Annotated in this window: 12 protein-coding genes; 10 read left to right on the top strand and 2 right to left on the bottom strand. The window is 54.9% G+C overall.

From position 1 onward, the window contains the following. Together LJN55_RS00280 and LJN55_RS00275 are read left to right on the top strand one after the other, a co-directional pair. Nucleotides 1-921, top strand: a complete 921-nt coding sequence (locus LJN55_RS00280; protein ID WP_167863219.1) for a GlxA family transcriptional regulator — start codon at nt 1-3, stop codon at nt 919-921. A gap of 212 nt (nt 922-1,133) precedes the next feature. Further along, nucleotides 1,134-1,571, top strand: coding sequence for a SemiSWEET family sugar transporter (locus tag LJN55_RS00275; RefSeq protein ID WP_133844711.1), 438 nt, complete (start codon nt 1,134-1,136; stop codon nt 1,569-1,571). Here LJN55_RS00275 and LJN55_RS00270 read toward each other — a convergent pair. Continuing rightward, entirely contained in the window at nt 1,564-2,559 is a 996-nt protein-coding gene (locus LJN55_RS00270; protein WP_133844713.1) for an acyltransferase, read from the bottom strand. The two genes, LJN55_RS00275 and LJN55_RS00270, sit on opposite strands and share 8 nt — an antisense overlap. A 228-nt stretch (nt 2,560-2,787) precedes the next feature. On the opposite strand from LJN55_RS00270, the gene glyQ reads away from it, so the two are divergent. From glyQ to LJN55_RS00255, 3 genes are all read left to right on the top strand, one after another. After that, the gene (glyQ, locus tag LJN55_RS00265; protein ID WP_012443081.1) at nt 2,788-3,699 is read left to right on the top strand and encodes a glycine--tRNA ligase subunit alpha; all 912 of its coding nucleotides are present in this window, start codon (nt 2,788-2,790) and stop codon (nt 3,697-3,699) included. A gap of 9 nt (nt 3,700-3,708) precedes the next feature. Continuing rightward, the gene (gene glyS / locus LJN55_RS00260; RefSeq protein ID WP_227535426.1) at nt 3,709-5,778 is read left to right on the top strand and encodes a glycine--tRNA ligase subunit beta; all 2,070 of its coding nucleotides are present in this window, start codon (nt 3,709-3,711) and stop codon (nt 5,776-5,778) included. A gap of 218 nt (nt 5,779-5,996) precedes the next feature. Next, nucleotides 5,997-7,043 carry an NAD(P)-dependent alcohol dehydrogenase gene (locus LJN55_RS00255; protein ID WP_227535425.1) on the top strand — a complete coding sequence of 349 codons (1,047 nt, stop codon included), beginning with the start codon at nt 5,997-5,999 and terminating at the stop codon, nt 7,041-7,043. A 46-nt stretch (nt 7,044-7,089) separates the two neighbouring features. Here the strand turns inward: LJN55_RS00255 and LJN55_RS00250 are convergent, their stop codons facing one another. Beyond that, the gene (locus LJN55_RS00250) at nt 7,090-7,383 is read right to left on the bottom strand and encodes an HTH-type transcriptional regulator (RefSeq protein WP_167863220.1); all 294 of its coding nucleotides are present in this window, start codon (nt 7,381-7,383) and stop codon (nt 7,090-7,092) included. A 332-nt stretch (nt 7,384-7,715) separates the two neighbouring features. Between LJN55_RS00250 and LJN55_RS00245 the strand changes: the two genes are divergently transcribed. From LJN55_RS00245 to LJN55_RS00225, 5 genes are all read left to right on the top strand, one after another. Continuing rightward, the gene (locus tag LJN55_RS00245; protein ID WP_227535424.1) at nt 7,716-8,432 is read left to right on the top strand and encodes a DUF3053 domain-containing protein; all 717 of its coding nucleotides are present in this window, start codon (nt 7,716-7,718) and stop codon (nt 8,430-8,432) included. 459 nt (nt 8,433-8,891) lie between these two features. Then, nucleotides 8,892-10,823, top strand: a complete 1,932-nt coding sequence (locus tag LJN55_RS00240) for a PTS mannitol transporter subunit IICBA (protein WP_227535422.1) — start codon at nt 8,892-8,894, stop codon at nt 10,821-10,823. Nucleotides 10,824-10,922: 99 nt separating this feature from the next. After that, nucleotides 10,923-12,071: a mannitol-1-phosphate 5-dehydrogenase gene (gene mtlD, locus LJN55_RS00235; protein WP_159338259.1), complete on the top strand. Its 1,149-nt coding sequence runs from the start codon at nt 10,923-10,925 to the stop codon at nt 12,069-12,071. Between the two features lie 65 nt (nt 12,072-12,136). Further along, nucleotides 12,137-12,697: a mannitol operon repressor MtlR gene (gene mtlR, locus LJN55_RS00230; RefSeq protein WP_133844934.1), complete on the top strand. Its 561-nt coding sequence runs from the start codon at nt 12,137-12,139 to the stop codon at nt 12,695-12,697. A gap of 73 nt (nt 12,698-12,770) precedes the next feature. Next, on the top strand, nt 12,771-13,133 hold the full coding sequence (locus tag LJN55_RS00225) for a YibL family ribosome-associated protein (protein WP_133844727.1): 363 nt from the start codon (nt 12,771-12,773) through the stop codon (nt 13,131-13,133). Nucleotides 13,134-13,284: the final 151 nt, after the last annotated feature.

Raw genomic sequence — 13,284 nt, 5'->3', positions numbered from 1 at the left:
ATGACAACCCCGGTGTGGTTTTTAACCCTGCCCGGTGTGATGACGCTGGACCTCACCGGTCCGGCGGAAACGCTGAAGCTGGCGGGGAATGCGTTTTCACTGCGCTATATCGGCCCGGATGAGAGCGTTCTCACCTCCACAGAGATGGTTATCAGCCGCATTGAACCGCTGCCGGAGGCATTGCCCGCCGGGAGCCTGCTGGTAATCCCCGGCGTCAGTGACTCAAAAGTGTGGTTCGACACGCCGCAGGCGGTGGCAGCCCGCAACTGGCTGATGCGCATTCAGCCCGCCATTCATGCCCGCGAGGTGACCTTAGTCTGCGTCTGTTCCGGGTCACTGCTGGCGGCAAAAGCCGGGCTGATGAACGGCGTGCAGTGCACGACTCATCATGAGGTGATCGAGCGACTGAAAGTGGCTGAACCGGGAGCGATCGTGAAAGAAAACCGCATTTTCGTTGAAGATCGCGGGATCTGGACCAGCGCAGGGATTACCGCCGGGATCGATCTGTCACTGCATCTGATTAACCGCCTGTGCGGCGCGCAGACGGCGATGGATGTGGCACGTGAAATGGTGGTCTATTTCCGGCGTTCGGGGGAAGATCCGCAGTTGTCGCCCTGGCTGCGCTATCGCAACCATATCCATCCGGCGATCCACCGTGCGCAGGATCTGCTGACCCTGCAACCGGAGCAGGAGTGGCCGTTGGAGGATATTGCCGCCAAAGTGCACGTCAGCGCACGCCATCTGACGCGTCTGTTCCGCCAGCATCTGGGCATCAGCGTACGTGACTATCACGAACAGCTGCGGCTGACGATTGCCCAACAGCGTCTGCAACAGGGCGAAGGCAATGAACGCGCAGCACTGTCGGCCGGGTTCTCTTCCTCGCGCCAGCTGCGCCGTGCGCTACAGCGCTGGCAGGCGTGAAAAAAGGAGGGTGATAAAACCCTGCAATAATCGTCGTCAAAAAAAAGGCCGTTCTGCTCACTCTCACCAGTGAGCACCCCACCCGATTTCAATTTGCTCAACGTTTGTGCTAGTGTTACTCGTAACATTTGCCCTTTTTCGTCCTAAAAGCTAAACCGATTTAGCTAACATAAGAGGCGATTCCGGCTTAACAAAATACGAGGCACATCATTATGAAGAACCTGTTAATTGTTGCCGCTACCGTGGCGCTGGCACTGCTGTCGATTTACTTTTTGTCGCCGTGGCCGGTCTGGCTGGGGACGCTGGCGGCCTGGGTGACGACCGGCTCGTTCTGCCTGCAGGTGCTGCATATCGTGAAAAATAAGGATACCAGCGGCCTGTCACTGGGGATGTGGGCAGCGCTGTTCTTTGGCGTTTCCTGCTGGACGTGGTACGGCCACCGGATGAACGATGTGCCGGTGATGGTTGCCAACGGCATTACCTCCCTGCTGGCGCTGACGGTGATTCTGCTCAAACTGTGGCACGAGCGCCCGCTGCCTAACCCTAACCGCCGCAGGCTGGTACGCATGCCCGGAGTGATCCTTAATCCACGCATCCGCCGTCTTCGTCCGCTGAAAAACGCCCCGGAGCAGGGGAAAAAAGTCAGCTAACCAGGTGGCGTTTATCCAGCTTCTGCAAGCCGAGTGCCAGCAGCAGGCTGCCTGCCAGGGTAATGCCGAATATCAGCGGGATATCGATCAGCGGATGGTCGGTGTTATCCAGGTCGTGGGTGCGCATAAAGTGAATAAACAGCGCATGGAAGCCGTAAATCGGCAGTGAACAGCGGGAAATCAGGGCAAAGAACGGGTTAACGTGGTCGTTAAGGGTGTTTTTAAACAGCACCAACAGGCTGACGGCGGCGAAAAATACCGCCGGGCCGCAGTAAAGATACCAGGTATCGGCAAAAGCTCCATTGATCGCGAACTGCCGTTTGGTGCCAAAGGCAATCATCAGCACACAGGCCACAAACACCCCACCCGCCAGCCAGGAGACGCCGCGTTTTTGCGTTTCCATCATCCCAATCGCCCGGCCAAACAGGGCGTACAGCAGGTAATAAATAGTATCACCGTTGATATACAGATTGATCGGCAGCCAGTGGAAGCGGGCAATAGAGCTGTCGACGGTGTTGGGGTTAGCCAGCAGCGCGATTACCAACGTCACCACGGCCAGGTAACCCGCCCGCACCGGCTTCACCTGGATCAACGGTGACAGCAGATAAATGACGATAATCGCGAAGAAGAACCAGAGGTGATAGAACACCGGCTTTTGCAGCAGATGCTTCACCGACATCGCTTCATTTATCGGTGTCAGCAGCGTGATGTAAATCAGCGCCACCGTGCTGTAGAACAGCAGGCACAGCACGATGCGCAGGAAATGCCGCCCCTGGGCGCTGCGTTCTCCGAAGAACAGGTAACCAGAAATCATAAAGAAGATCGGCACGCAGACGCGTGAAGCCGAATTAAGCAGGTTGGAGAGATCCCAGCTGTGCTCACCCACCGACATCCCGGTGGTCACATACCAGGTGGTGGTGTGGATCATAATCACCATCAGGCAGGCAACTGCGCGTAAATTCTCTATCCATCCTATCTTTTGCGACATTTCATCCTCTGTTCCCGGCAAAATCTGTATTAATGCGAGAAAGAGGGTAGCCAGGTCGCTGCGCTTCAACAACCGGAGAGGGGAAAAATAGGACCAGGATGAAGGGATTATGTGGTGGAGGCGACAAAAATTCCTGAATCCCCCCTCACGGCATTTTGGTAATAGGTACGGTCAAAGGGTATACTGACGCCCACTTTTTATCACCACTCGTATCGCGTGCGAATCCAAATGCAAAAGTTTGATACCAAGACCTTTCAGGGGCTGATCCTGACCTTACAGGATTACTGGGCACGCCAGGGCTGCACCATCATCCAACCTCTGGATATGGAAGTGGGCGCTGGTACTTCTCACCCAATGACCTGCCTGCGTGCGCTGGGTCCGGAGCCGACGGCCGTTGCCTATGTGCAGCCTTCACGTCGCCCGACCGATGGCCGCTACGGTGAGAACCCGAACCGACTTCAGCACTATTACCAGTTCCAGGTGATCATCAAACCTTCACCCGACAATATTCAGGAGCTTTATCTCGGCTCCCTGAAAGAGCTGGGCATGGACCCGACCATCCACGACATCCGCTTTGTGGAAGATAACTGGGAAAACCCAACGCTGGGTGCCTGGGGTCTGGGCTGGGAAGTGTGGCTGAACGGTATGGAAGTGACGCAGTTCACCTACTTCCAGCAGGTTGGCGGTCTGGAATGTAAACCGGTTACCGGTGAGATCACCTACGGTCTTGAGCGCCTGGCGATGTACATCCAGGGCGTGGACAGCGTTTACGACCTGGTCTGGAGCGACGGTCCGTTGGGGAAAACCACCTACGGCGATGTGTTCCACCAGAACGAAGTGGAGCAGTCCACCTATAACTTCGAATACGCTGACGTCGACTTCCTGTTTACCTGCTTCGAGCAGTACGAGAAGGAAGCGCAGAGCCTGCTGGCGTTGGAAAAACCCCTGCCGCTGCCTGCCTACGAACGTATTCTGAAAGCCGCACACAGCTTTAACCTGCTGGATGCGCGTAAAGCGATCTCCGTCACCGAGCGTCAGCGCTATATTCTGCGCATCCGCACCCTGACGAAAGCCGTGGCTGAAGCTTACTATGCCTCCCGCGAGGCACTGGGCTTCCCGATGTGCAATAACAAGAAATAAGAGGCAGCCATGACTGAAAAAACCTTCCTGGTGGAGATCGGCACCGAAGAGCTGCCACCAAAAGCACTGCGCAACCTGGCAGAATCCTTTGCCGCCAATTTTACCGCTGAACTGGATGCCGCTGGCCTGGCCCACGGCGAAGTCAGCTGGTTTGCCGCGCCGCGCCGTCTGGCACTGAAAGTGGCGAATCTGGCCGCTGCGCAGCCCGATCGCGAAGTGGAAAAACGTGGCCCGGCCATTCAGGCCGCTTTTGATGCGAATGGCGTCCCGAGCAAAGCCGCTGAAGGCTGGGCACGTGGCTGCGGCATCACCGTTGATCAGGCCGAGCGTCTGAGCACCGATAAAGGTGAATGGCTGCTGTATCGCGCTCAGGTCACTGGCGAAAGTGCCCAGGCCCTGCTGCCCGCGATGATCGCCACCTCCCTGGCGAAGCTGCCGATCCCGAAACTGATGCGCTGGGGCGCGTCCGAGGTGCAGTTCGTGCGCCCGGTGCATACCGTCACGCTGCTGTTGGGTGATGAGCTGATCCCGGCAAAAATTCTGGGTATCGACTCTGCACGTATCATTCGCGGTCACCGCTTTATGGGCGAGCCGGAATTCACCATCGATAACGCTGACCAGTATCCGCAGATCCTGCTGGAGCGCGGCAAGGTGCAGGCGGATTACGCTGTACGAAAAGCCACCATCAAAGCCGATGCTGAAGCCGCTGCGGCAAAAATTGGCGGTGTTGCCGATCTGAGCGACAGTCTGCTGGAAGAAGTCACCTCCCTGGTCGAGTGGCCGGTGGTGTTGACGGCGAAGTTTGAAGAGAAGTTCCTCGCGGTACCGGCCGAAGCGCTGGTCTACACCATGAAGGGCGATCAGAAGTACTTCCCGGTTTACGACAACGCGGGCAACCTGCTGCCGAACTTTATCTTCGTGACCAATATCGAATCGAAAGATCCGCAGCAGATTATCTCCGGTAACGAGAAAGTGGTGCGTCCACGTCTCGCTGACGCCGAGTTCTTCTTTAACAGCGACCGTAAACGTCGCCTGGAAGATAACCTGCCGCGTCTGGAAACCGTGCTGTTCCAGAAAGAGCTGGGATCGCTGCGTGATAAAACCGACCGCATTCAGGCGCTGGCAGGCTGGATTGCTGCGCAGATCGGTGCGGATGTTAATCACGCGACCCGTGCAGGCCTGCTGTCCAAGTGCGACCTGATGACCAATATGGTGTTTGAGTTCACCGACACCCAGGGTGTGATGGGGATGCACTACGCGCGTCATGATGGCGAAGCCGAAGACGTGGCCGTGGCGCTGAACGAGCAGTATCAGCCGCGCTTTGCCGGCGATCAGCTGCCGTCCAACCCGGTTGCCTGTGCGCTGGCTATCGCTGACAAGATGGATACCCTGGCGGGTATCTTCGGTATTGGTCAGCATCCGAAAGGCGATAAAGACCCGTTTGCTCTGCGTCGTGCTGCGCTGGGCGTGCTGCGTATCATCGTTGAGAAGAACCTGCCGCTCGATCTGCAAACCCTGACAGAAGAAGCCGTGCGCCTGTATGGCAGCAAGCTGTCTAACGCTAAAGCAGTGGATGAAGTGATCGACTTTATGCTGGGTCGCTTCCGTACCTGGTACCAGGAAGAAGGCCACAGCGTCGATACCATTCAGGCGGTACTGGCACGTCGTCCAACGCGTCCTGCAGACTTCGATGCGCGTATGAAGGCGGTATCGCACTTCCGTACGCTGGAGCAGGCAGCCAGCCTGGCAGGTGCCAACAAGCGCGTCTCCAACATTCTCGCTAAAGCGACTGAACCGCTGAACGACAGCGTGCAGGCGTCACTGCTGAAAGAGAATGAAGAGATCAAGCTGGCGACCTACGTGTCGGCGTTGAGCAGCAAACTGCAGCCGTTCTTCGCGGAAGGACGCTACCAGGACGCTCTCATTGAGCTGGCACAGCTGCGTGAAGCGGTGGACAACTTCTTTGACAAGGTGATGGTCAATGCCGAAGAGAAAGAAGTGCGTATTAACCGTCTGACGCTGCTGGCGAAACTGCGCGAGCTGTTCCTGCAGGTAGCGGATATCTCTCTGCTACAGTAATGTGATGCTGTTACGGGCGGACCGAAACAGGTGTCCGCCCCTACGGGATCCAGGTTGCTCCGAACCGTAGGGGCGACCATTTTTTCCGGTCGCCCCGTGCCGATAGTTTGCACCCGCCGTATTTTTCGCTCGTCGACATCCCGCTTTACAATTCCGCCTTGCCCTCCTCCCCCCATTTCCTTACCCTGTGCGGTTTTCGCCAACCAGGTTGAGACATCATGCAATCCTATGGATTCGCTGCCAAAGCAGCAAACACCCCGCTGGAACCCTTCGAATTTACCCGCCGAGAACTCCAGGCTAACGATATCCACATCGATATCCACTACTGTGGTGTCTGCCATTCCGACCTGCATATGGCGCGTAACGAATGGGGCGTCAGCCAGTTCCCGCTGGTGCCAGGCCACGAAATCGTTGGCCGCGTGGTCAGCACCGGCAGCGCGGTCAGCGCGTTTAAAGCCGGGGATCTGGTCGGCGTTGGCGTGATGGTCGACTCCTGCGGCCACTGCGCCCAGTGCCACGAGGGTGAAGAGCAGTACTGCGAAGAAGGCTTCACCGCGACCTACAACAGCGACGAGAAAGTGATCGGCGGCAAAACCTTTGGGGGTTACTCCGACAGCATCGTGGTCGACAGCAAGTTTGTGGTGGCCGTGCCGGAAAATCTGGAACTCAGCGCCGTGGCCCCCCTGCTGTGCGCGGGCGTCACCACCTGGTCACCGCTCAAGCACTGGAACATTCAGGCAGGCCAGCGCGTCGGCGTCATTGGCCTGGGTGGCCTCGGCCATATGGCGGTGAAACTGGCTGCTGCGCTGGGCGCGGAAGTGGTTCTGTTTACCACCTCCCCTGCCAAAGGGGCCGATGCACTGCGCCTCGGCGCCAGCCAGGTTGTGGTTTCGAAAGATGCGGAGCAAATGGCCGGGGTGAAAAACAGCCTGGATATGATCCTGGACTGCGTTGCCGCCTCGCACGATCTTGACCCGTACCTCAGCGCGCTGAAAACCAATGGTCATCTGGTGCTGGTCGGTATTCCTGACTCACCGCACACGTCGCCGGACGTTACGCCTATCGTTTTCAAACGCCTGAGCATTTCCGGGACCTCTATCGGCAGCATCAAAGAGACGCAGGAGATGCTGGATTTCTGTGGTCAGCACAATATCGTGTCCGATGTGGAAGTGATTCGTCTCGATGAGGTTGAGCAGGCATTTGAACGGATGCTGAAAGGGGATGTGAAGTACCGCTTTGTGATTGATATGAAAGCCGGGAAATAGTCATTAGCCTAAAAACAAGAACCCGCCTGATGGCGGGTTTTTTCGGTCAGTCCAGCAGCTGTCTGCTGAGACACGGATTCGAGTGTATCAACTGCATTAATTTTTGCGCACTGCCTGAGGGTTTGGTTTTTTTGGCTTCCCAGTTTTTCACTGAAGAAACACTGACACCTAACGCCTGAGCAAATTCATCAATCTGCATGCCGGTAATTTCCCGAACTCGCTTTGGCTCGGGCTGCGCCACATCACTCTTCAGGGCCGGAATGACATGCATCATAGGGCGGGTCATAACAATCTGCTCCAGACTGGAAAGCAGTTCGGACATGGGATCTTTAGTCTCCATAAGCACTCCTCGAAAACTCACTAAACGTGAACAACCAGAGGGAAAGAACCTTAAATCCAGGTTCTCAATGCTGGCATACATCAGCCACTGGGACGCTTTTTGGGGCAGCACAGGGAAACGCCAGGATCATAAGTATGAGATCATTTTGCGAGATCGGGATCATATTTTTTGTTTATTTTTCCATCCTGCGTTGCAGCCCGCCTCACAAATACAGCGCAAAAATAAGTTACACAGACATCGCTATCCATCAAAAGTGATTTCGACTATTCTTTACCCAACATTTGTAGTTTGAATAAAACCGATAAGTATTTGTTAACAGGAGTTAATTTCTTATGATGACAGGATCATCACGCATCTTGACGCGTCTGCTGGTGCCCGTTATGGCGCTATTTATGGTGTTACAACTTACTGGCTGTGGCGATAACGAAGCCGATCAACGTAAAGCGTTTATCGATTTCCTGCAAAACACCGTTATGCGCAGCGGCGAACATCTGCCCAGCCTGAGTGAAGATCAGAAGCAGAAATTTGGTCCCTTCGTCAGCGATTACGCGATTCTTTATGGTTTTTCTCAGCAGGTAAATCGTGCCGTGGATTCCGGGCTGAAACCGGTGGTTGATGAGCTGTCAGCCATCCACACTCCGCAGGATTACCTGACACGCCGTGATGCCCTGCGCCAGGTGAGCGGTTCTCTTGGGGTACTGACCCAGCAGATTCAGTCCGCGAAAATGCAGGCCGACAGCAGCAAGGCGGCACTGAAACAGCCGGAAGATTTAAAAACCGTGTACGACAATGTGTTTAACAAAGTGGTCACTCAACCTGCTGCAACACTGGCACCGCTGCTGCCCGCGTTACAAACCCTGAGCCAGGATGCGGTACAGACCGGTGACTTCCTGCAACAGCAGGGCGCAAACGTCAGTTTTAACGGTTCTGCGATCCAGTTCCCGACCCAGCCTCAGGCCACGCAGTACAATACGCTGATGAGCAATCTGAGCACCAATGCCCAGGCGTTGACCCAGGCGCAAGCCACGCTGAAGGGCAATTTCCAGTAAATTCTGCATCAGAGCTGACAATCGTCAGCTCTGATGTTCCTTCCCCTCTCACCTGTCACTTTCTTACATAAGACTCATCTCATGTTTCGACGGGCAGAAGAAGTGTGATCGCACGCATTCAGCCCTCAAATAATTTGTGATCAACATCACAAATCAAAAACAAACAAACAACATACATTTGTGATACACATCACATCACGCGGTTGTTATTGTTTAAATATTCGCCACCGTCCTTTTCATACACTCCTTAAATGTGATCGTTATCACTAAAACAACCCATGCACCCCACCTAACATAGTGATCTACATCACACTTATCCCGACAGCTACGCAGCGTCATATTCGCGTGATAGAGTCCGCCTGCATACAGTGATACTGACGGCTTCCCACTGTCGGGTCTAAAACAAAAATTCAACGCGCTCTCTTATTTGGCGGCGCGTACCAATAAGGGGTGTTTTTTATGTCCTCATCAGATATCAAGATCAAGGTTCAGAACTTTGGTCGCTTTCTGAGCAACATGGTAATGCCAAACATCGGGGCGTTTATCGCCTGGGGTATTATCACCGCACTGTTTATTCCTACCGGATGGCTGCCAAACGAAACACTGGCGAAACTGGTTGGCCCAATGATTACCTACCTGTTGCCACTGCTGATCGGCTTTACAGGGGGTCGTCTGGTCGGCGGCGATCGCGGCGGTGTGGTAGGTGCTATTACCACCATGGGCGTGATTGTGGGTGCGGACATGCCAATGTTCCTCGGTTCAATGATTGCAGGTCCTCTGGGCGGCTGGGCGATTAAAACCTTCGACCGCCAGGTTGACGGTAAAATCAAAAGCGGCTTTGAAATGCTGGTGAACAACTTCTCTGCCGGTATCATCGGCATGCTGTTGGCTATCCTCGCATTCCTGGCAATTGGTCCACTGGTAGAAGGTCTGTCCCATATTCTCGCCGCAGGCGTGAATCTGATGGTGCAGAACAACCTGCTGCCACTGACCTCGATCTTCGTGGAACCGGCAAAAATCCTGTTCCTGAATAACGCCATTAACCACGGTATCTTCTCGCCACTGGGTATCCAGCAGGCCAGCGAAGCCGGTAAGTCGATCTTCTTCCTGATCGAAGCGAACCCGGGCCCAGGTATGGGCGTACTGATGGCCTATATGTTCTTTGGCCGTGGTAATGCCAAGCAGTCTGCCGGTGGCGCTGCCATTATCCACTTCCTCGGTGGTATCCACGAAATCTACTTCCCGTATGTGCTGATGAACCCGCGCCTGATTCTGGCGGTGATCCTCGGGGGTATGACCGGTGTATTCACCCTGACTCTGCTGAACGGCGGCCTGGTGTCTCCGGCTTCACCGGGTTCCATCCTGGCGGTGCTGGCAATGACGCCAAAAGGGGCCTACTTCGCGAACATCGCCGCGATCTTTGCCGCCTTTGCTGTCTCCTTCGTGGTTTCTGCCATTCTGCTGAAAACCAGCAAAGTGAAAGAAGATGACGACATCGAAGCCGCATCACGTCGCGTACAGGAAATGAAAGCCCAGTCTAAAGGCCAGTCAACTGCCCCTGCTGGCGGTGCTGATGGCCTGCATAGCGATCTGAGCCACGTCCGTAAAATCATCGTTGCCTGCGATGCGGGTATGGGTTCCAGCGCCATGGGTGCCGGTGTGCTGCGTAAGAAAGTGAACGATGCAGGGCTGACCAACATCTCCGTGACCAACACCGCGATTAACAGTCTGCCGGGCGATGTCGACCTGGTGATTACTCACCGCGATCTGACCGAACGAGCGATGCGCCAGGCGCCTCATGCCCAGCACATCTCGCTGACCAACTTCCTCGACAGCGGCCTGTATAACGACCTGACAGCGCGCCTGGTGGAAGCCGGACGCAGCGCGGGTCACCGTGAGAAAGTGAGCACCACGCTGAGCGACAGCTTTGACGAAGGCCAGGATCACCTGTTCAAACTGAGCGCCAGCAATGTGTTCCTGGGTAACCATGCGGACAATAAAGAGCAGGCCATTCGCTTTGCCGGTGAGCAGTTGGTGAAAGGCGGCTACGTTGAGCCGGAATACATTGCCGCCATGCTGGAACGTGAAAAGCTGACACCGACTTACCTCGGTGAATCCATCGCCGTGCCGCACGGCACCGTGGAAGCAAAAGACCGTGTGCTGAAAACTGGCGTGGTCTTCTGTCAGTACCCGGCAGGGGTTCACTTCGGCGAAGAGCCGGATGATATCGCGCGTCTGGTGATTGGTATCGCGGCACGTAATAACGAGCACATTCAGGTTATTACCAGCCTGACTAATGCGCTGGATGATGACAGCGTGATCGCCCGTCTGGCGACCACGACCAGTGTGCAGGAAGTTCTCGACCTCCTGTCCGGTAAAACCAGCGCGTAAGCGGGTTTCATCATCACACCTCTGTGTAGGGCTGGGCATGCCCGGCCCTTTTTTGGTTTGGGCATGTCCAACCTTTACATCTTTGATACGGGAATAATTATGAAAGCATTACATTTTGGCGCCGGAAATATCGGCCGTGGCTTTATCGGTAAACTGCTGGCTGATGCTGGCATTCAGCTCACTTTCGCAGACGTTAATCAGGTGGTGCTGGATGCCCTGAACGCGCGCGGCGAGTACCCGGTGCATGTGGTGGGTGAGCAGGCGCAGGTTGAGATTGTTAAAGGTGTGAACGCCGTTAACAGTACCAGCGATGATATTATTGCGCTGGTAGCAGAGGTTGATATCGTTACCACGGCGGTTGGTCCACAGATCCTTGAGCGCATTGCCGCCAGCATTGCCAAAGGGTTGGCCAAACGCAGTGATAGCGCTAATACCCGTCCGCTGAACATTATTGCCTGCGAGAATATGGTGCGCGGCACCACACAGCTGAAAGGCCACGTGCTGAAAGCACTGCCTGAGCAGTATCACGCCTGGGTCGAAGCACATGTAGGCTTCGTCGACTCCGCCGTTGACCGCATTGTGCCGCCTTCTGAAGCCGGCAGCAGCGATCCGCTGGAAGTGACGGTAGAAACCTTCAGCGAGTGGATCGTCGACCAGACGCAGTTCAAAGGCGACCTGCCTGCCATCCCCGGCATGGAGTTGACCGATAATCTGATGGCATTCGTCGAGCGCAAGCTGTTCACCCTCAATACCGGCCACGCCATTACCGCCTATCTCGGGCAGCTGGCAGGTCATCAAACCATTCGCGAAGCCATTCTCGATGAAAAAGTGCGTGCTGTCGTGCAGGGCGCAATGGAAGAGAGCGGCGCAGTGCTGATTAAACGTTATGATTTTGACGCGGTAAAACACGCGGCCTACATCCAGAAAATCCTTGGTCGTTTTGAAAACCCGTATCTGAAAGATGACGTTGAGCGTGTGGGCCGCCAGCCGCTGCGTAAATTGAGCGCAGGCGATCGCCTGATCAAACCAACACTGGGCACACTGGAGTACCAGCTACCGCATGACAACCTGGTCACCGGGATTGCCGCCGCACTGCATTACCGCAGCGAGCAAGATCCACAGGCGCAGGAACTGGCTGCCCTGCTGGCAGGCCAGGATGTCGCGACGACGCTGGCACAAATTTCCGGTCTGGATATCGACAGCGATGTGGTCAAGGCGGTAGTGAAGGCCTGGAACGCTATGGCATAATGTCGGCGCAAGCGCTCCTCACGGACGAACAATCAGGGCACAGCACTGCTGCTGTGCCCGCGCAGATGTTATTAGGCCATATGAATGATATGCAGGCACTCATGGAACAACCTCAGGCTTTTGAAAACCGGGTGCTCGAACGCCTTAATGCCGGACGATCGGTAAGAAGCTTTCTTATCGCCACTGTTGAACTGCTGGCAGAAGCGGTGAACATACTGGTGATACAGGTGTTCCGTAAGGATGATTATGCCGTCAAATACGCTGTGGAACCGCTGCTACTGGGCGATGGCCCGCTGGGTGAACTGTCGGTACGCCTGAAGCTGATCTACGGCCTTGGCATGATTAACCGTAGCGAGTACGAAGACTGCGAACTGCTTATGGCATTGCGCGAAGAGTTGAATTATGACGGTAGCGAATATCGTTTCACTGATGACGAAATTCTCGGGCCATTTGGCGAGCTTCACTGCGTTAGTGGCCTGCCGCCATGTCCTGATTTCGCCGGCGATGATGTGGATCTGCGTGCTATGCAGCAGCAACGCTATCAGCAGGTAGTGCGCTCCACGATGGTCCTGTCACTGACCACGCTGATTTCACAAATCAGTCTCAAGCAAGCTTTCAAAAAGTAATCCGCCCTTTTCCCTCTTTGCTCCGCTTTCGTGTATCCTTTGCAGCAATGAATCAATTTAATGGTCAATCGTTATGAAAGAACAAGTACAGTCAGAAATCAAAGATCTCAGCGACAAGCTGGATGCGCTCAATCATAAAGAACCCGTTCTGCTGGCGTCTGGCGACAGCGAGAAACTCGGTGAATTATTGAAAGAAAAAGACAAATTAGAAGCAGAAATCGAGCGTCTGCGCGGTGTGCGTGCCGAAAACCTGAGCAAAGAAGCCCAGGCGTTGCAAAAACTACCGTTTAGCCGCCCCATCACCAAGAAAGAGCAGGCGAATATGGGGGCGCTGAAGAAAAGCGTTCGTGGCATTGTTGTGGTACATCCGACGACCGCACTGGGCCGTGAAATGGGTCTGAAAGAGATGACGGGTTTCGCAAAAACTGCCTTTTAAAAGCCGTGCCATCGATAAAAAAACAGGGTCCTGGCACCCTGTTTTTTTACGCTCCGATATTATCCCAATGATTTTCCCATCCCCGAAAAAAATATCACCCCGATATTAAATGTCGAAAAAAACCCATTAAATTACTCTTGCGATTCATAGG

This window comes from Erwinia rhapontici, assembly GCF_020683125.1.
Lineage (GTDB): Bacteria > Pseudomonadota > Gammaproteobacteria > Enterobacterales > Enterobacteriaceae > Erwinia > Erwinia rhapontici.
This window is presented reverse-complemented; position numbering and strand designations above follow the sequence as displayed.